The following is a 19,246-nucleotide window of genomic DNA, read 5'->3' as shown; positions in this document are numbered from 1 at the left end:
CCGCTCAGCCCGGCGGCGTCACAGCTCGTCGCGCGGCGCCGCCGGCTGGGCGGACAGCGTTGCCCCTCCTTGCGGGCCCCTGGCAGCCGCGGACCGCTCGCTGCGGCCGCGCAGCTCACGCACCAGGTAGCTGTAGATCACCGGCACCACCACCAGCGTCAGCAGCGTGGAGGTGATCACCCCGCCGATGATGGCGCGGCCCATCGGCGCCTGGATCTCGCCACCCTGGTTGAGCGCCAGCGCCATCGGCAGCATGCCGAAGACCATCGCCATCGTGGTCATCATGATCGGGCGCATGCGCGCCTGGCCGGCCTGGCGCAGCGCCTCGGCCACCGTGGCGCCGCCGCGGCGGGCCTGGTTGGCGAAGTCCACCAGCAGGATGGCGTTCTTGGTCACCAGGCCCATCAGCATGATCAGCCCGATCATCGAGAACAGGTTGATGGTCGACCCCGACAGCAGCAGCGCCCCCATCACGCCGATCAGGCTCAGCGGCAGCGAGGCCATCAGCGCGAGCGGCTGCACGAAGCTGCCGAACTGGCTGGCCAGCACGATGTAGATGAAGATCACCGCCAGCCCCAGCGCCGCAAAGATGGCGCCGAAGATCTCCGCCTGCTCCTTGGTCTGGCCGCCCACGTCGAAGCGGTAGCCCGGCGGCAGCGCGGTGGCCTTGACCAGCTTCTGCACGTCCGCGCCCACATCGCCCACCGCGCGGCCTGATTTCTGGTCCACCCCGGCGTACACGCCCTGGCGGCGCTGCAGGTTCTGGCGCTTGATGACATCCGGATTGGCCACGGGCACCAGCGTGGCCACGCTCTCCAGCGCGATGGGCGTGCCATCCTTCGCGTAGGCCACCGGCAGGCGGGCGAGCTGGGCCACGCTGCGGCGCTGCGCCTCAGGCAGGCGCAGCTGCACCTCCACCTGCTCGCCGTCGGGCGTGGTCCAGTGGGTGGCCACCTCGCCGTTGACGTAGGCGCGCAGGCTGGCGGCCAGCTGCGGCGCGGTCAGGCCCAGCTCGCGCATCGCGTCGGGCTTGAGGCGCACCGCGTAGGCCGGCAGGCCGGGCTTGACCGAGGTCTCCAGGTCGGTGATGCCGGGGATCTTCGCCACCTGGGCGGCAAAGTCGGTGGTCAGCCGCTCCAGCACCGCCGGATCCGGGCCGAGCAGGGCGACGTAGATCGGCCGGTTCCAGCCCAGCGCGATCTCGATGCCCGGCACCGGCTTGAGCGCCTCGCGCAGCGCCTCCTCGACCTGGGCCTGGCGGCGCCGTCGTTCCGCCAGCGGCTTGAGCCCCACGCCCAGGGTGGCTTGGCTGCGGCCGTTCTCGCCGCCGATGCTGGTGGTGAGCGTGCGCACCTCGGGGAAGGCCATCACGATGGCCTCGACCTGGCGGATCTTCTCGTCCGAGCGCGCCAGGCTGCTGCCCACAGGCAGCTTGACGGTGATCTGGGTGTAGCCCTGGTCGGTCTGCGGCATGGTCTCGGCCCCGATCAGCGGCACCAGCGCCAGCGCGCCGGCCAGGCTGGCCGCGGCCAGGCCCAGCACCACGCCGCGCGGCGTCAGCGTGGCCAGCCGCCAGCGGCGCGGCTGCGTGGCATCGCGCCGGCCCCGGGCGTCGAAGGGCCGGCCGTAGACCGGCAGGGGCAACCAGCGCAGCCGATAGCGCCGCCCGCTGAAGGCCCAGCCGATCAGCCCCTCGTAGGCGCGGTGCAGCCCGTCCATCAGGCCGTCGGTCAGCGCGATCGCATGGCGCACCACCGGCCAGCGCCGCACGCGGTCCGAGTGCGGGTCGGGCCAGACCGAGGACAGCATCGGGTCGAGCGTGAAGCTGACGAACAGGCTGACCAGCACCGCCACCGTCACCGTGATGCCGAAGGGGAAGAAGAACTTGCCAACGATGCCCTTCATGAAGGCCACCGGCACGAACACCGCGCAGATCGCGAAGGTGGTGGCCATCACCGCCAGGCCGATCTCGTTGGTGCCGTCTTCGGCGGCACGGTGGTGGTCCTTGCCCATGGCGACGTGGCGCACGATGTTCTCGCGCACCACGATGGCGTCGTCGATCAGCAGGCCGATGCACAGGCTCAGCGCCATCATCGTCATGAAGTTCAGCGTGAAGCCGAAGGCATAGACCGCCATGAAGGTGGCGATCACCGCGATCGGCAGTGTCAGCCCGGTGATCACCGTGCTGCGCCAGCTGTGCAGGAACAGGAAGACGATCACGATGGTCAGCAGCGCACCCTCGATCAGCGTACGCTGCACGCCGGCCAGCGAGTCCTTCACCCAGTCGCTGTTGGCGTAGATCGTCTCCAGCGTCACGCCCGGCGGCAGGCTCTGGCGCAGTTCCTCGGCGGCTTCGAGCACTGCGTCGCCGGTGCGCACCACGTTGGCGTCCTGCTGCTTGTAGACCTGGAAGTTCACCGCCGGGCGGCCGTTGACGCGCGAGATCGATTCCGGCTCGGCCTCGCGGTCCACCAGCGTGCCCACGTCGGCCAACGTCACCACCGCCCCGTTGGCGGCCCGTGCAATCACGACCTCGGCAAAGCGGCGCGGGTCGCGCACGCGGCCCTCCACGCGCAGCACGGCGTCCTCCACCGCGCTGCTGATCAATCCGACCGGCTGGTCGCTGTTGGCGCGTGCGAGCGCGGCCGACACATCGGCCGGCGTGAGCCCCAGCGCGCGCAGGCGCTGCGGGTCCAGGTCGATGCGCAGCTGGCGTTGCGCCAGGCCGGTGCTGACCACCCGGGCCACGCCTTCGGCGCGCTCCAGGCGGCGGCGCACCGTCTGGTCGGCGATCAGCGCCAGCTCGCGCGCGCTGCGGCCTTCAGTGTGCCCCCAGGTCAGGGCTGAGCCCTGCCCGCCCCCCACGGGGGTCAAGGAAACTTGGGGCGGCCCGGCGTTTCCTTGGGAGAGCAGCGCCAGCACCACGGTGGGCTGGGCGTTGTCGTTGTCGAAGCGGCCGACGAAGGGCTGCTTGGCTTCCTTCGGGAAGTTGACCTGCACCTGCGCCACCTTGTCGCGCACCTCCTGGGTGGCGCGCTGCACGTCGGCATCGAGCTGGAACTCGGCCACCGTCTCGCTGCGGCCCTCCCAGCTGTTGGAGCGGATCATCTTCACGCCGGCCACGCCGTTGAGCGCCTGCTCCAGCGGCTGGGTGATCTCGGTCTCGACCGCCTCCGGCGAGGCACCCGGGTAGGCCACCGAGACGAAGACCACCGGCGGGCTCACGTCGGGCAGCTGCTCGACGCCCAGGCGGGCGTAGGCGAACAGCCCGAGCACCGTCAGCGCCACCATCACCATGGCGGCGAACACCGGGTTGCGGATCGCGACGCGCGTCATCCACATGGCTGGAACTCCTGTCGGAAGCGGGGCGCGGCGGTCAACGCGACACCGCCATGGGGACGGGGACGGCCGCCTCGCCACGCACCCGGGCCGGCGCGCCCTCGCGCAGGTTGTCGAAGCGCGCCAGCAGCACCGGCACGCCCTCGGGCAGCCCCGCCAGCAGCTCGACACGGCCGGACGCTGCATCGCGCCGCCCGGTGGTCACGGCCCGGCGCATCAGCTTGCCCGCCTCCAGCGTCCAGACGTGCTCCTGGCCGGAGGCCGAGGTCAGCGCCGTGGCGGGCAGCGTCAGGCGCGGCGTGGCGTCGTCCAGCACGACGCGCGCCACAGCGTAGGGGCCGGCGCGGTAGCGTTCGTCCGGATTGGGCAGCGCCACGGTGACGCCGATCGAGCGCGTGCCCGGCTCGGCCGCCGGGGCGATGCGCTCGATGCGCGCCTGCGCCGGCTGATCGTGCCCCTCAACCTGCACCTGCACCGCCAGCCCAGGGCGCAGCCGCGCCACCTCGTGCGTGCCGACCAGCCCGGCCAGCTCCAGCCGCGCCAGGTCGACGATGGTCAGCACCGCCTGTTCGACGGCCAGCTGCTCGCCCGGCAGCACCTGCCGCTTGGCCACGATGCCGGCGATCGGCGCGGTCAGTGTGGCGTCGCGCTGCGCCAGACGCAGCGTGTCGAGCTGCGCCTGGGCGCTCTGCCACTGGGCGCGCGCAGCGTTCATCTGGCTCAGCGAGGTCTCGAGCGCGGTAGGCGCGATGAACTGCTGCGCCGCCAGCCCCTCGTTGGCACGGTGCTGGCGCTCGGCCAGCGTGAACTGGGCGCGTGCCGCCTCGGTGGCAGCCTCGCGCTCGCGCAGGCGGCTGGCCAGCTCGCTCTGGTCGATCTGGCCCAGCACCTGGCCGGCCCGCACGCGCTGGCCCTCGGCCACCGCCAGGCTCAGCAGCCGCCCGGGGGCCTTGGCGCGCACCACCGCGGTGCCCGGCGCCACCAGGGCGCCGGAAAACTCCACCACGCTCGGCAGTGCCAGCCGCTGGGCGGTCACCACCTCGCGCGCCGAAAACTCCAGCACCATCGGCGCAGAGGCTGCCGCGGCAGCGGACAGCGCCGTCGTGCCACTGGCAGCCCGCGCGGCCCACCAGCCCAGCGCCCCCAGCATGACCAGACTCACCCCACCCACCGCCACTGCACGCCTGCGCATCGCTCACCCCTGACCGGAACGGCACCGGGCCACCACGCCAGCCCGGCAAACGAACCGGCAGTGTAGGCAGACTGTGACAAATGCACAGCGCCCCGTGCGACGAACGGCCGGATGGAAGGGATGAAAGGTGCGAAAGAAACGAACGGCAGGGCGGCCCTGCTCGGCCGGGTCAGGCGTCGCCTGGCGTTGGCGAGGCCGGCAGCGCCTGCACAGCCACCTGCTCAGCCGCCTGCACGTGGACGCAGTTGCGGCCTTCGCTCTTGGCCGCGTAGCAGGCCAAGTCGGCCATTTGCAGCACGTTCGCCACGGTGGCCGTGCCCGGCGGGATGGGCACCACGCCCAGGCTGGCGCCCACGGCCAGCAGCTGGCCGTCGTGGACGAAGCCGATGCTGTGCACCGCGGCACGCACCTTCTCGGCCACGCGCGCGGCGGCAGCGAGGTCGCAATGCAGCAGCACGATGACGAACTCGTCGCCGCCCAACCGGGCCACCAGCTCGTCGCGCCGCACGCTGCCCACCAGGGCGGTGGCGACCTCGCGCAGCACCCGGTCACCGGCGGCGTGCCCGGCGGTGTCGTTGATGGCCTTGAAGTGGTCCAGGTCGATGAACAGCGCCGCCGCCGGGGCATCCGGGCGCACCTGCGGCAGCAGCCGCTGCAGCTCAACCTCGAAATGGCGCCGGTTCGCCAGCCCGGTCAGCGCATCGTGGCTGGCCGACCAGGCGAGTTCGCGGTGCTCAGCGCGCTCGGCGGTGACGTCGCGCAGCAGCCAGATGGTGCCGGCCGTCGGATCCTGGTGCTTCACGGGGCGCCCGCGCAGCTCGCCGACGAAGTGGCTGCCATCGCGGCGGACGAACTCGCAGTCGGTGACAAACTCGAACTGCTGCGCAAAGGCGTCGGCCACACGCCCACCCAGCGCCACGTAGTCGTCCCGGCTGGCATAGATGAGCGAGGCGGGCTCGCCCACCAGCTCGCCGGGGCCGTAGCCCAGCAGCGCGCAGAACTCGTCGCTGACCAACTCGAAGTTGCGGCTGCGCGTGAAGGCGATGCCGATCGGCGCGGTGTGCAGCATCGACTGCATCTTGCCCAGCAGGCTGGCGGTGTCGGCCTCGGCCTGGCTGCGCTGCTGCACCGCCTCGCGCAGCGCATGCACCAGCGCGCCGATCTCACCGCCCGCACTGGGCCAGCCCTCGCCGGGCGCCGGCCCGCCGGGTACCAGCGCACGCGCGCGCCGTTCGAGCTGCTCCAGCGGGCGCATCAGCCAGCCGGTCCACAGCAGGATCAGCCCCCCGGCCAGGACCGCCACCCCCAGCGCGATGGCGGCGACCTCGGTGCGCGCCGCGTCGAAGCCGGCCAGCATCTGCTGCGTCGGCGCCACGCGCAGCACCTGCCACTGCAGTTCAGGCACGCTGGCACTGGCCACGATCACGTCCTCCGGTTCCGGGCGCGCGAGCCCCTCGCCAGCGGCGGCCTGGCCCGCACCGGTCGACGCCGACACCGCCGGTACGAGCGCCGTGGCACGCCACGCCCTGGCCAAGCGCGCATCGTCGCGCACCGAGCGCATCACCATGCGTGCATCGGGATGCGCCAGCACCGTGCCAAAGCGGTCCACCACCACGGTGTCCACGAAACTGCCGGCATCCACGCTCGGCCCGGCCGGCCTCGTCGGCCCCCGCCCGCCATCGCCCCCGCCTGCGCCGCCACCGCCGGTGACCAGATCGATCAGCAGGTCACGCGAGCTCAGGCGCAGCCCCCCGTTGAGGGCTCCCACTACCTGCCGGTCGTCGGCCCGGATCGGGACGGCGAAGAACAGCATCGGCTCGGCGGCCACGCGCGCGATCACCGGGTCTGAGACGGTGCTCACTCCCCGGTCGAGTGCCGCGCGCACGGACGGCCGGTCCGCCAGGTTGATGCGGGGGTGGCGCACACCCGATTCGTCGCGCGCCACCAGGACCTCGCCGCGCCGGTCCACCAGCGTCAGGGTTGCGAACAGCGTGGCCGTGACCTGTCGCTGGTCCATGTAGGCGGCCAGTGCGGCGGTGTCGTCGAAGCGCCCGACCGGCACGACTTTGGCCGCCGAGTGCAGCGCCGCCTGCAGGCGCAGGACACGCTGGCCGAGGATGGCCGCCAGGCGCTGCGCGTTGGCCGCCTCGGACTCGCGCAGGATCTGCGCCGTCTGCGCACGCGCCTTGGCCAGGGCCAGCCAGGCGGCGGTGAACACGCTCGCAGCGATGATGAGCACGCAGGCCAGGGCGATGCGCGCCTTCAACGATGCACCCCAGCGCCGGCCCATCGCCGTCCAGCGGTACCACGGACGCGTCACGGCACCACCGCACGCGTCATCGCATGCCCCATTGCTGCCAACGGCTGTCTCCTGTGGTGATGTTCTGGCAGGAGTGTAATGATTTGCCATCTCGGGGCACCGCATGTCGGCCGGCCGTTTGGCTGCCCGGGCAAGGCGGTGCCCGACGGCTGGCAAGTCAGACCAGCTTGAACTGCGCCATCGCGGCTTCCAGCGTGTCGCCCTGGCCGCGCAGCGCGACCGAGGCGTCGGTGAGCTGGTTCATCAGCTGCACGTTGCCGTCGGTGGCGGTGCCGACTTCGCGGGCCAGGCCAAGCACCTCCTCGGCCTCGGACGTGCTGGCGCGCAGCACCTCGACGATGCGGTTCATGCGCTCGTTGATCGCGGTGATGCGCTCCTCGGTGAGCGTGACCATCTCGCTGGCGCGCCCGCTCAGGGCGTGGCCATCGACGATCTCGGCCGTGGACGCCTCGATGATCCCGGCCACCTGCGTGGCGGCTTCGGCGCTGCGCTGCGCCAGCGCGCGCACCTCCGAGGCCACCACGGCAAAGCCCCTGCCGGCCTCGCCGGCCCGGGCCGCCTCGACCGAGGCGTTCAGCGCCAGCATGCGGGTCTGATGCGCCAGGCCGTCGATCAGGCCGATGACATCGCCGATCTGGCTGCTCTTGCGCTGCAGCGCATCCATGCGCTCGCGCAGGCCGGCCATGCTCTTCTTGCTGCGTGCGGCATCGATGCGCATCGCGCGGGCGTGGTCCACCGCCTCGTCCACCTCGCGGCCGCAGTCGTCCATCTTCTCGGAGAAGGACAGCACCCGGCTGGTCATGCGGTGGATGCCCTGGTCGGCGGTCTGGGTGCGCTGGGCCAGGCCGGCATTGCCGTCGGCCACCTCGTGCACCGCATGCGCCAGCGAGGACACGCCGCGCGTGACGGTGGCGAACAGCTCGTTCATGCGCAGCAGCGACAGGCGCAGGCTGCCCAGCGCCTCGCCCACCTCGTCATGGCCGCGCGGCTGCGGGATCTGCGAGAAGTCGCCCTCGGCCATGCGCGCCGCATGGCTGCGCAACGTGACCAGGCCACCGCTGATGACGCGGTAGCCGCAGACCATGGCGTACAAGGCTGCAGCGGCGCACACCAGCAGTGAAACCAACTCAAGTTTCAGTCCCAGCCAGACCGCCTCGCGCCGAGCGACCAAACCGACCCGTACGGCCGTGAGCGCCGCGTTTCGCGATGCGTCGGCAACACGCGTCAGCTCGGGCAGCACTGGCGGCAATGCGTCGACCAGATGCGCGCTGCCCACTGGCAACTGCAGGGTTGCAAGCCGCGCCAGGAGCACTTCGATGCGATCCAGTTTCGGAAGCAGCTCGCTTCGAACCACCGACTGCCCCGCGGCGTCAGCCAGCTTCAATTCGGAGCGCATTTCATCGAGTTCCTGCCGTGCCATGCCCAAAGTCAGCGCACTGTCGTGCAGGCGCTGCGCGGTCAACTGGCCCTTGTCACGCTCATTGACTGCGACATCTGCGAGTCGATCGGCGGCCTCGACAAGTTCGGAAATGGGCTGCACCGCACCGGCCATCAACGACCGCAAACCCTGGCCGGGCAGCGGCTGCCCCTCTCCCGCATCAAAGATGACTTTCGCCAACTGGTCGGCGGCGTGTTGATAGGCTTCGGCGGCCCTGACGTGCTCCGGCGCTCCGAATACCAGCTTCTGGCCGCCTGATCCTGCCGAACCGGAGTAGAGCGCCAGGAATTGCGCGCGGGCTTTGGTCGCTTCGCCCATGGCAGCGCGCACCACGACAAGGTCTGCCAGTGAACTGCGCTGCAGCGACTGCCAGGCAGCGGCCTCCGCAACCATGCCGTCGGCGGGATTCCGACCAGCGGGTTCAATCGGTACGCCCAGACTGCTGCGCACGGCACGGGCACGCTCAGCACGCACGGCCGCCGACATGCGGCCCACGTCAATCAAGGCATCTACACGAGCCAGATGCAAATCGATCGCATCGACTCGCTCTGACACGCTGCGCAGATAGCTCACGCCGACCAATCCCAACGGAAGCGTCAGCAAGCCCAAGATAACGGTGGCTTTCCACGCCATCGAGAGATTGCGCAGCACCAGCATGCCGGGGCCCCACATCCCGTGGAAGCGCCAGACAGCCCGCAACTCGGCCAGATCGAAGCCATCGGTCCACCGGCGCACGGTGGGCGACGAGGCGTTGGGCGGTGGATGAGTCATATCCCTTGTTGAGATGAAACGGCAGCGGGCGAGCCGCGGTCTGGCGGCGCCCGCCGACGTTATCGGAGCACGCCTGCCTGGGCTTGAACGGCCCGGGGAACGCCAGGCAAGCCTAGCCATCCAGTTGGCGCATCAGCTGCCGATATGGTGCCGACGGCCATGGGTTTTCCAGCCATCACCCCCCGGGTAACGGACCTAAGGTGCATAGCCTGAGCCGACCTGTCCGGTCTGTACACCACCCCAAAATCAAATGGAATCAGGAGCCTCGCCCCCACCCACTGCCGGCGCACCGCCCGGCCCGGCCTGGCGCCAGGCACGCTGGCGGCCAGATGCACGCTCCCTGGGCGCCGGTGCGCTGTCCGCCCTCGCCTGCGCGGCGGCCACCCAGGCCGGCCCCTGGGCATGGGCCGTCGGCCTCGTGGCGGCGCTGGGCGTCACCGCACTGGCATGGCGCCGCGCGAGCGCATCCACCGCCGCACGCCGACCCAACACGGATGGCGATGGGCACGCCAGCGGGCTGACCCGCGAGGTCGTGCCGATCTGGCAACGCAACGTCGACGCCGCCCGCACCGAGGGCGAGCAGCAGGTCAACCTGATCATCGAGAGCTTTGCCACCATCCAGAGCCGCCTGGACGAAGCCCTCAACGCAGGCGGCCAGCTCAGCTCCCCGGCCGGCACGGGCGACGCGCTGATGCAGGCCTGCGAGGCCCAGGTGCAGGCGCTGCTGGAGCCCACACGCCAGGCCTTTGCCCGCCAGGCGACGATGCTGCAGGCCCTGCAGACCACCCGCACCACGCTGGACGAACTGTTGCGCAGCAGCACGCGCATCGGCCAGCTGGCCGGCAGCACCCACCTGGTCGGGCTGAACGCGGCCATCGAGGCCAGCCGGGCCGGCGAACAGGGGCGTGGGTTCGGCTTCGTCGCTCAGGAGGTGCGCCAGCTGGCACGCCAGAGCGGCGACACCGCCGCATCGATCGGCACGCAACTGCAGCAGCTGCTCGAAGGGCTCGACCGCCTGGCCGCTCAGGCCGCGCAGCACGCCTGCGACGACGAGGAAATCGCCTGGCAGGCCGAGGAGCGTGCCCGCGCGGTGGTGCGCCAGATCCTCGATGACCTGCAGCGCCAGCGCGGCAACTCGCAGGCCCTGCGTGCCGCCCGGCTGGACGTGGGCGAGGCGCTGGACCGCCTGTACATGAACATGCAGCACCAGGATCGGCAGAGCCAGATGCTGACCAACGTCACCGCCGACATGCAGCGCCTGGTCGAGTGGCTCGACGAGGGCGGCCGGGCCGACCACGCCACCGTGCAGGAGTGGCTGCACCGGCTGGAGCGCAGCTATTCGATGCGCGAGCAGCTTGACCACCACCACGGCACCGTCAGCGTGCAGGCCGGCCCCGCCGTGGAGTTCTTCTGATGACCGGCCGCCGCGCCAGGCCACCGCCGCCACACCCTTCTTCGCCCCTGAAAGCGCAGATCTGCAAGAGGTTTGCCGCTGATTTCCACGCCTCGTCGATGGCCCATCCCGGCCACAGTACCTGCCAGAGTCTCTAGGAGTCCAGATATGAGCAAGACCATCCTCGTGGTGGACGATTCAAGCAGCTTCCGCACCGTGGTGAAGCTGGCCCTGCAAAAGGCGGGCTACACCGTGATCGAAGCCGGTGACGGCAAGGACGCGAGCGCCAAGCTCAACGGACAGAAGATCAACCTGATCGTCTGCGACGTGAACATGCCCAACATGGATGGGCTGAGCTTCCTGCGCCACGTCAAGACGCAGGCGGCCTACAAGTTCACGCCGGTGATCATGCTGACCACCGAGAGCCAGGAGGCCAAGAAGGCCGAGGGGCGCGCTGCCGGTGCCCGCGCCTGGATCACCAAGCCCTTCCAGCCCTCCCAGCTGGTGGACGCCGTCAACCGCCTGTGCGTGTGACGTGATGGGCACGACGCACACGCTGCGCCTGGAAGGCGAGCTGACCATCCAGACCGCCGCCGACTGGCAACTGGCGCTGCTCACCGGCCTCAACGAGCTGGGCGATGCCCCCGGCGCCTGCCTGGCGCTGGACCTGTCCCCCGTGGCCACGCTGGACAGCGCCGGCGTGCAGTTGCTGCTCGCCACCCGGCGCAGCCTGGCCGCTCGCGGGCAATCGATGCAGCTGGCCGCCAGCAACCGCGGCGTGGACGACGTGCTGGACACCCTGGGCCTGGGCGATGCGCTGTGGGCCGCCCTGCCGGTCGAACCCGAAGGAGTGCTGGCATGACGACCCGCCACGACGACGACGAGATCCTGGCCGCGGCGCGTGCCGGCTTTCTGGAAGAGGCCGACGAGCTGCTGAGCCAGTTCGAGCAGTGCCTGCTCGGACTGGAAACGGACCCGCATGACGCCGAGGTCATCAACGCCGCCTTCCGCGCCGCCCACACGATCAAGGGCACCGCCGGCCTGTTCGGCTGCGACGCCGTGGTGGGCTTCACCCACGAGGTGGAGACCCTGCTCGAAGCGGTTCGCGCCGGCCACCTGGCGGTGGACGAGCCGCTGATCGCCGCGCTGCTGCAAAGCCGTGACCAGATGGAGCGCCTGCTCGACGAGGTGCGCGCCGGCCGCTCCGACACGCCCGACCCCGAACTCGATGCCATCAGCCGTGACCTGGGCGCCCAGTTGCGCACCCTGCTCGGCCTGGAGGCCCCTGCGCAGCAGGCCCACGCGCCGGGTGCCGGCACCGCGGCGGCGGCGGCACCGGTGGGCGGTTCCTGGCAGATCTCGCTGCGCTTTCGCCTGGATGCGCTGCGCAACGGTCTGGACCCGCTGTCCTTCATCCGCTACCTGGCCACGCTCGGCACGGTCGAGCACGTGGCCACGCTGGACGAGCGCGTGCCGGGGCTCGACGCGCTGGACGCCGAGGACTGCCACCTGGGCTTCGAGCTGCGCTTTGCCAGCGACGACGCCGACCGGGCGATGATCGAGCAGGTCTTCGAGTTCCTGATCGACGACTGCGACCTGACCATCCTGGAGCCCGATGCGCCGGCGGCGCGTTGGGATGCCCTGCTGCGGCAGCGCTGCGGCGACGACGACGCGGCCCGCGCCCGGCTGCTGGCCACCTGGGCGGCGCAGGGCGTGGCCCTGCCAATGCGGGGCGCGCCCGCGGCCGCGGCCGGCGCTGCGCTGGAACGGCCCGCCAACGTCGAGGCCGCCGCGACCGGCGAGCCCCCTGCGCCGCAGATCGAACGCCGCGCCGCGGACCCCGCCGAACGCCGCCGCAACGAGCCCGAGCGCCGTGCCGGCAGCAAGGACCGCCGCGGCGACGACACGCGCTTCCTGCGCGTCTCGGCCGACAAGCTCGACCGCCTGATCGACCTGATCGGCGAGCTGGTGATCGCCGGCTCGGGTGCCCAGCTGGTGGCCCAGCGCGAGGCCTCGCCCGCCTTCCTGGAAGCCGCCCAGCGCATCCACGACCTGGTGCAGGAGGCGCGCGACGGTGCGCTCAGCCTGCGCATGGTGCCCATCGGCGAGACCTTCGCGCGCTTCCAGCGCGTGGTGCGCGACGTCAGCAAGGGCCTGGGCAAGGACGTCGAGCTGGAGATCACCGGCGGCGACACCGAGCTGGACAAGTCGATGGTGGAAGCCATCGCCGACCCGCTGATGCACCTGGTGCGCAACAGCCTGGACCACGGCATCGAATCGGCGGAGGACCGCCAGCTCACCGGCAAGTCACCGCGCGGGCGGCTGGCGCTCAACGCCTACCACGAGAGCGGGCTGATCGTCATCGAGGTCAGCGACGACGGCCGCGGCCTGCCGCGCGAGCGCATCCTGGCCAAGGCCATCGAGCGTGGCCTGGTGAGCGCCGACCAGCCAATGACCGACGCCGAGGTGAACCAGCTGATCTTCGCGCCCGGCTTCTCGACCGCCGAGAAGGTCACCGACCTGTCCGGCCGAGGCGTGGGCATGGACGTGGTCAAGCGCAACATCGACTCGCTGCGCGGCCAGATCCACATCGCCAGCACGCCCGGCGCGGGCACCACGATGCAGATCCGCCTGCCGCTGACGCTGGCGATCATCGACGGCTTCCTCACCACCGTCGGCGAGGTGCACTACGTGGTGCCGCTCGAAGGCGTGGTGGAGTGCATCGAGACGCCACCGGCCTGCAAGGCCGACGACGGGCGGCTGTCGGGCTGCTTCGACCTGCGCGGCGAGGTGCTGCCCTACGTCGACCTGCGCCGTGCCTTCCGCCAGGACGGCGAGCGCCCCGCGCGCCAGAGCATGCTGCTGGTGCGCACCCCCACCGGCAAGGTCGGCCTGCTGGTCGACCGCCTGCTCGGCGAGCACCAGACCGTGCTCAAGCCGCTGGGCCGCGTCTTCCAGCACCTGCCCGGCATCGCGGGATCCACCGTGCTGGGCAGTGGCGAGGTGGCGCTCGTGCTGGACCTGCCCAGCCTGGTCGGCCACGCCGCCATCAGCCACGCCGCGCTGCGCCGCCAGGGCCATGCCGGCCTGCGCCCCGCCACCGCCTGAGACCCAGACCACACCCCACCGCCTGAACACTAGGGACCTCCACCGTGCGCACCAATCTCCCGGTCACCCAGAAGGAATATCCGCTGCCCGCGGGCAGCTGCATCGTCTCGCGCACCGACCCCAAGGGGCGCATCACCTGGGTGAACCAGGACTTCATCGAAGCGGCCGGGTTCACCGAGCGCGAGCTGATCGGCCAGCCACACAACCTCGTGCGGCATCCGGACATGCCGGAAGAGGCCTTTGCGGATCTGTGGAAGACCCTGCAGGCCGGCAAACCCTGGTCCGGCCTGGTGAAGAACCGCCGCAAGGATGGCGACCACTACTGGGTGCTCGCCAACGTGACGCCGCTGGAGGAGAACGACCGGCTGGTGGGTTACCTGTCGGTGCGCACCGTGCCCACCCGTGCCCAGATCGACGCGGCAGAGAACGCCTACAAGCGCCTGCGCAACGGCCAGGCGCCAGGCTGGACCGTGCACGAGGGTGCATTCGTGCAGGCCACCGCCGTCCGCCGCAGCGAGCGCCTGGCATCGGCACTGGGCACCACATCCATCGGGCGCCAGCTCACCATCGCCGTCGGGCTGGGTGGCGCGGCCGCCGCCGGCGGGATCGGCATGGCTGCCCTGCAGGCTTGGTGGCTGGCACCGCTACCGCTGGCCGCCGCGGTGGCTTCGGCCTGGGCGGTGCACCGCCTCGGCCAGCGCATGCGCCAGAGCCTGCAGGACATCCGCGAGCACCTCGACCGCTACGCCCAGGGCCGTTTCGAAGGCTTGGTGGGCCGCCTGGACGGGCAGGATGAGCCCGTCGCGGCCCTGCACGCGATCCGGCGCCTGCAGACCCGCCTGGGCTTCGAGCTGGCAGATTCCAAGCGCCGCGCCATGGAGTCCGAGCGCATCAGCCTGGCGCTGGACGTGGCCACGGCACGCATGCTGGTCACCGACGCCGAGGGCTTCGTCGTCTACGCCAATGCCTCGCTGCGCGAGTGGCTGGCCGAGCACCAGGACGCGCTGCGCGTTGATTGGCCCATGCTGGACATGACCCGACTCCAGGGTGCCCGCGTGCATGCCCTGCTGGTCGACCCACAGGGGCAGGCCCTGCTGCCGCCGCTGGACCACCGCCAGCGCGTGACCCGCATCGCCGGCGGCCGCACGGTGGAGCTGACCATCACCCCGGTGCGCACCGGCGACGGGCCGATCACCGGTGCCGTGATCGAGTGGCTCGACCAGACCGAGGCCCTGGCTGCGATCGCTCGCACCGAGGCCGCTGCCGCGGAAGACCGCCGCCAGCGTGACTCGGCGCTGCGCGTCAACCGCGCGCTGGACGCCACGCCGATGCCGATCCGCATCGCCGACGCCAACGGCACCATCGTGTATGCCAACGAGGCGCTGATGGAGACGGTGCGGCGCGACGCCTCGGCCTTCCGCAGCGAGATCCCCGGCTTCGACCCCGAGCGGGTGCTGGGCGGCTCGATCGGCATGTTCTACCGCGACCCGGGTGCGGCGGTCGAACGCCTGCGCGGCCTGCAGTCGCGTGTGACCAGCCGCATGGTGCTGGGCGGCAGGACCTACGACGTCACCACCACCCCCATCGTCAACGCCGACGGCAGCCGGCTGGGCTCGATCGGCCAGTGGCATGACCGGACCGAACAGCTGGCTGCGGAAGCCGATCTGTCCAAGCTGGCCGAGGCCGCCACGCGGGGCGACTTCACCACCCGCATGGATGTGCAACGCCACGAGGGCTTCATCCGCCAGGTCGGCGAGATGCTCAACGGCCTGATCTCGACCATGAACCGCACCCTGTCGGACGTGCGCGGCGCCGCCAGCCGGCTCAACCACGCGGCCAGCGAGACCACCAGCACGGCGCACTCGCTGGCACAGCAGGCTTCCGAGCAGGCCGCCACCGTCGAGCAGACCACGGCGGCGCTCCAGGAGATGTCGGAGTCGGTGCAGCGCAATGCGGCCAATGCCTCGGAGACTGGCCGCATGGCCACCCGTGCGGCCGAAGAGGCCCACGACGGTGGTACCGCCGTGGCCCAGACGGTGGAGGCCATGAAGTCGATCGCCACGCGCATCTCCATCATCGACGACATCGCCTACCAGACCAACCTGCTCGCGCTCAACGCCGCCATCGAGGCCGCACGCGCCGGCGACCACGGCAAGGGCTTCGCCGTCGTCGCCGCCGAGGTCCGCAAGCTCGCCGAGCGCTCCCAGGTCGCCGCCCAGGAAATCGGCCAGCTCGCCGGCTCCTCCGTCCGGATGGCCGAGCGCGCCGGTGACCTGCTGGGCTCCATGGTGCCGGCCATCCGCAAGACCTCCGAGCTGGTCAGCGAGATCGCGCAGGCCTCGGATGGCCAGAACGACAGCGTGGGCCAGATCACCGACGCGATGGACCAGGTCAACCAGGCCACCCAGCGCAATGCCGCCGCATCCGAGGAACTGTCGGCCACCGCCGAGCAGCTCAAGGGCGAAGCGATGCAGTTGCAGAACCTGGTGGCCAGCTTCCAGCTCGCCGAACGCCGCGCCGAGCCCACCGCCCGCAGCAGCGCCTGGCGCCCTGCGGCCGCCACCGCCCGTCACGCCGAGTCCCTGGCCCTGGCCAACTGATTCCGGCCCACCCGTTTCGCCACGCCCCGCCAGCGCCCCGCACCTCTACCGCACACACGCCCCATGAACGCACGCACCTCGTCGGCCGCAACGAGCCATCGCCCATTGCCTTGGTATTTCCGCGCAGTGGCCGCACCGCTCGGGCGCCTGAATCTGGCAGGCAAGTCGATCCTCGTGGGCACGGCGCTGATGATCCCGCTGGCCTGGCTCATCGCCAACACAGGTCTGCGCCAACAGGCCGAACTGACGTTCGCGCGCAGCGAATCGGCCGGCCACCATGCGGTGCACGAAGTGCTCGACCTGTCGATGGACCTCTCGGAAGTGCGGGGGCAGGCGCTGGTCGCACTGGCCACCCACCAGCCGCAGGAGCGGCCGGAGGCGCTGCGCAAGCAGATCGCCGCCGTGCAGTCGCTGGTGAGTGCCAACCCGCAGTGGGGCCTCGACCCCATCTGGTCGGGCATGCGTGACAACCTGCAGCAGCTCGCCAACCCCGTCGCGCCAGGCGCCGACCCGGACCGGCTGATGGCCCAGCACATGCAGTCCCAGCAGCAGATCCGCCTGCTCGCCACCCTGACGGCCGAACAGAGCGGTGTGATCTTCGATCCGGAACCGCTGACCTACCTGCAGATGGACCTGTTCACGGCCGTGCTGCCGCAGCAGATGGACCTGCTGGCCCTCCTGCGCGACAGCGTCACCAAGTCCGCCAACGGGGGCCAGGGCGCCGATGCCATGGCCCTGCGCACGCGCATCGAGACCCTGACCGAACGCATGGCGGAACAGGCCCACCTGGTGAAGATCCGCATGGAGGGGCTGTCGCGCTTCAGCGGTGCGGCACCCGCATCGTGGAACAGCGCTCAGGCCACGCTGGACAGCTACCTGCGCCGCCTGCAGGAATCCGTCGGCCGACCGGGCGCCACCGACCCCGCGGCCCTCTTTGCCGAGGGCAGCAAGGTCATGGCCGCCCTGGATGGCGTGCACGGCGAGATGGGCAAGGCGTTCGAGTCCGGCCTGGAGGCCCGCATCGCGCGCATCGAACAGGAGCGGCTGCTGATGGCCGGCTCGCTGCTGGGCGGACTGGCCCTGGCGATGTACCTGTTCATGGCCGTGCTCGCCTCGGTGGCGCGGGCCGCTGGCGCACTGCAGCACGGCGCACAACGCATGGCCGCCGGCGAGATCGACCGGGCGATCGAGGTGGCCGGGCGCGACGAGTTCGCCCTCATCGCCGGATCGTTCGAGGAAAGCCGCCAAAGCCTCGTGCGGCTGATCCAGGACATGCAGGCGATGTCGGCCGAACACGAACGGGGTGACATCGACGCCGTGATCGACGCGGAACGGTTCAGCGGCGAGTACCGCACGATGGCCGAAGGGGTCAACCAGATGGTCGGCGCCCACATTGCCGTCAAGCGCCAGGCGATCGCCGTGGTCCGGGCCTTCGGTTCGGGCGACTTCAGCCAGCCCCTGCCCGAGCTGCCGGGCAAGAAGCGCTTCGTCAACGATGCCATCGAGCAGGTGCGCGCCATCCTGCGCAGCAATGCCGCGGCAGCCGACGAGAACCTGCGCATCCGCATGGCACTGGACGACGTGCCCAGCGCCGTGCTGATAGCCGACCGCGCCGGCGTGATCCGCTACGCCAACAAGTCCGTCATCGCCCTGCTCACCCGCATCGCCGACGACCTGCGCACCGTGGTGCCGAACTTCGACGTGAAGACCATCATCGGCGCGAACTTCGACCTCTTCCACAAGAACCCCGCCCACCAGCGCCGCCTGGTCGAGGGCCTGACCGGCCCGCACCGCGCCAACTGGAAGTTCGGCGGCCGCGCCATCCAGCTCACCGCCAGCCCGATCTTCAATCACGCCGGCGAGCGCGCCGGTGCGGTGCTGGAGTGGGTGGACCGCACCGAGGAAGTGCGCGCCGAAGAGGAGGTCACCTCCATCGTCGAGAGCGCCGCGCGTGGCGACTTCAGCCGCCGCATCTCCCTGGCCAACGACGCCCCCGCCTTCATGCGCACCCTCGGCAACGGCGTCAACCAGCTCCTGGGCACCACCGAGCACAACCTCGGCGAGGTCAGCCAGACCATCTCCCGCGTCGCCGCCGGTGACCTCACCCAGACCATGACCGGCGACCACGCCGGCATCTTCGGCCAGCTCCAGGGCGACCTCAACCGCATGGTCTCCCAGCTCGTCGAAACCATCTCCCAGGTCACCTCCGCCGCCCAGGCCCTCACTGCCGCCGCCGGCCAGGTCTCCTCCACTTCCCAGAGCCTGTCCCAGGGCGCCTCCGAGCAGGCCGCCAGCGTCGAGCAGACCTCCGCCTCCCTCCAGGAGATGGCCTCCTCCGTGCGCCAGAACGCCGAGAACGCCACCGTCACCGATGGCATTGCCACCAAGGCCGCCCGCGAGGCCGCCGACGGCGGCGAGGCCGTCTCCCAGACCGTCGAGGCGATGAAATCCATCGCCACGCGCATCTCCATCATCGACGACATCGCCTACCAGACCAACCTGCTGGCGCTCAACGCCGCCATCGAGGCCGCCCGCGCCGGTGACCACGGCAAGGGCTTCGCCGTCGTCGCCGCCGAGGTCCGCAAGCTCGCCGAGCGCTCCCAGGTCGCTGCCCAGGAAATCGGCCAGCTCGCCGGCTCCTCCGTCAAGCTCGCCGAAAAGGCCGGCTCCCTGCTCGGCCAGATGGTCCCCTCCATCCACAAGACCTCCGAGCTGGTCCAGGAGATCGCCGCCGCCTCCGGCGAGCAGTCCGACTCCGTCACCCAGATCAACGCCGCCATGGAGCACGTCAACGGCTCCACCCAGCAGAACGCCTCCGCCTCCGAGCAGCTCTCCGCCACCGCCGAGGAGCTCTCCGCTCAGGCCGCCCAGCTGCAGGGGCTGATGAGGTTCTTCCAGCTGGAAGAGGCCAGCGGCCTGCAGCGACACGGCGCGCAAGCGGCCTCAATGGCCTCGGCAGCCACCCACTCGGCGCGGCGCCCAGGCGGCACGGTCGCCATGACCGCGGCGGCAGGCAACCGCCGCAGCCTGAGCGCCGGCGCCCAGATCGACGAGGCCTCCTTCGCCCGCTTCTGATCCAAGGGCG

The 19,246-nt window shown here is 71.0% G+C and carries 10 protein-coding genes; 6 read left to right on the top strand and 4 right to left on the bottom strand.

Features of this window, described 5'->3' with window-relative positions:
- Positions 1-18: 18 nt before the first annotated feature.
- From NGK70_RS08110 to NGK70_RS08095, 4 genes are all read right to left on the bottom strand, one after another.
- The gene (locus tag NGK70_RS08110) at positions 19-3,342 is read right to left on the bottom strand and encodes an efflux RND transporter permease subunit (RefSeq protein WP_251972746.1); all 3,324 of its coding nucleotides are present in this window, start codon (positions 3,340-3,342) and stop codon (positions 19-21) included.
- Between the two features lie 34 nt (positions 3,343-3,376).
- Complete coding sequence (locus NGK70_RS08105) at positions 3,377-4,531, bottom strand: efflux RND transporter periplasmic adaptor subunit (protein WP_251972745.1); 1,155 nt, start codon at positions 4,529-4,531, stop codon at positions 3,377-3,379.
- A gap of 169 nt (positions 4,532-4,700) precedes the next feature.
- Entirely contained in the window at positions 4,701-6,851 is a 2,151-nt protein-coding gene (locus tag NGK70_RS08100) for a sensor domain-containing diguanylate cyclase (RefSeq protein WP_251972744.1), read from the bottom strand.
- A 157-nt stretch (positions 6,852-7,008) separates the two neighbouring features.
- Positions 7,009-8,946: a methyl-accepting chemotaxis protein gene (locus NGK70_RS08095; RefSeq protein ID WP_251972743.1), complete on the bottom strand. Its 1,938-nt coding sequence runs from the start codon at positions 8,944-8,946 to the stop codon at positions 7,009-7,011.
- Between the two features lie 364 nt (positions 8,947-9,310).
- On the opposite strand from NGK70_RS08095, the gene NGK70_RS08090 reads away from it, so the two are divergent.
- The 6 genes from NGK70_RS08090 to NGK70_RS08065 all read left to right on the top strand — a co-directional run bounded on the left by NGK70_RS08090 (position 9,311) and on the right by NGK70_RS08065 (position 19,236).
- Complete coding sequence (locus NGK70_RS08090; protein ID WP_251972742.1) at positions 9,311-10,474, top strand: methyl-accepting chemotaxis protein; 1,164 nt, start codon at positions 9,311-9,313, stop codon at positions 10,472-10,474.
- Positions 10,475-10,621: 147 nt separating this feature from the next.
- Complete coding sequence (locus tag NGK70_RS08085; RefSeq protein WP_251972741.1) at positions 10,622-10,987, top strand: response regulator; 366 nt, start codon at positions 10,622-10,624, stop codon at positions 10,985-10,987.
- 4 nt (positions 10,988-10,991) lie between these two features.
- Entirely contained in the window at positions 10,992-11,315 is a 324-nt protein-coding gene (locus NGK70_RS08080) for an STAS domain-containing protein (protein WP_251972740.1), read from the top strand.
- Positions 11,312-13,561 carry a chemotaxis protein CheA gene (locus NGK70_RS08075; RefSeq protein WP_251972739.1) on the top strand — a complete coding sequence of 750 codons (2,250 nt, stop codon included), beginning with the start codon at positions 11,312-11,314 and terminating at the stop codon, positions 13,559-13,561. Before NGK70_RS08080 ends, NGK70_RS08075 begins: the two co-directional genes overlap by 4 nt.
- Before the next feature lie 44 nt (positions 13,562-13,605).
- Positions 13,606-16,161, top strand: a complete 2,556-nt coding sequence (locus NGK70_RS08070) for a methyl-accepting chemotaxis protein (RefSeq protein ID WP_251972738.1) — start codon at positions 13,606-13,608, stop codon at positions 16,159-16,161.
- Between the two features lie 63 nt (positions 16,162-16,224).
- Positions 16,225-19,236 carry a methyl-accepting chemotaxis protein gene (locus tag NGK70_RS08065; RefSeq protein WP_251972737.1) on the top strand — a complete coding sequence of 1,004 codons (3,012 nt, stop codon included), beginning with the start codon at positions 16,225-16,227 and terminating at the stop codon, positions 19,234-19,236.
- Positions 19,237-19,246 lie beyond the last annotated feature (10 nt).

It is taken from the genome of Sphaerotilus microaerophilus (genome assembly GCF_023734135.1).
In the GTDB taxonomy this organism is placed as follows: domain Bacteria; phylum Pseudomonadota; class Gammaproteobacteria; order Burkholderiales; family Burkholderiaceae_C; genus Sphaerotilus; species Sphaerotilus microaerophilus.
This window is presented reverse-complemented; position numbering and strand designations above follow the sequence as displayed.

What these genes read in the sequence shown, in the direction of transcription:
- NGK70_RS08110 (WP_251972746.1), bottom strand. Translation starts at nt 3,342, where the DNA reads ATGTGGATGACGCGCGTCGCGATCCGCAACCCGGTGTTCGCCGCCATG.
- NGK70_RS08105 (WP_251972745.1), bottom strand. Translation starts at nt 4,531, where the DNA reads ATGCGCAGGCGTGCAGTGGCGGTGGGTGGGGTGAGTCTGGTCATGCTG.
- NGK70_RS08095 (WP_251972743.1), bottom strand. Translation starts at nt 8,946, where the DNA reads ATGCTGGTGCTGCGCAATCTCTCGATGGCGTGGAAAGCCACCGTTATC.
- NGK70_RS08090 (WP_251972742.1), top strand. Translation starts at nt 9,311, where the DNA reads ATGGAATCAGGAGCCTCGCCCCCACCCACTGCCGGCGCACCGCCCGGC.
- NGK70_RS08085 (WP_251972741.1), top strand. Translation starts at nt 10,622, where the DNA reads ATGAGCAAGACCATCCTCGTGGTGGACGATTCAAGCAGCTTCCGCACC.
- NGK70_RS08080 (WP_251972740.1), top strand. Translation starts at nt 10,992, where the DNA reads ATGGGCACGACGCACACGCTGCGCCTGGAAGGCGAGCTGACCATCCAG.
- NGK70_RS08075 (WP_251972739.1), top strand. Translation starts at nt 11,312, where the DNA reads ATGACGACCCGCCACGACGACGACGAGATCCTGGCCGCGGCGCGTGCC.
- NGK70_RS08065 (WP_251972737.1), top strand. Translation starts at nt 16,225, where the DNA reads ATGAACGCACGCACCTCGTCGGCCGCAACGAGCCATCGCCCATTGCCT.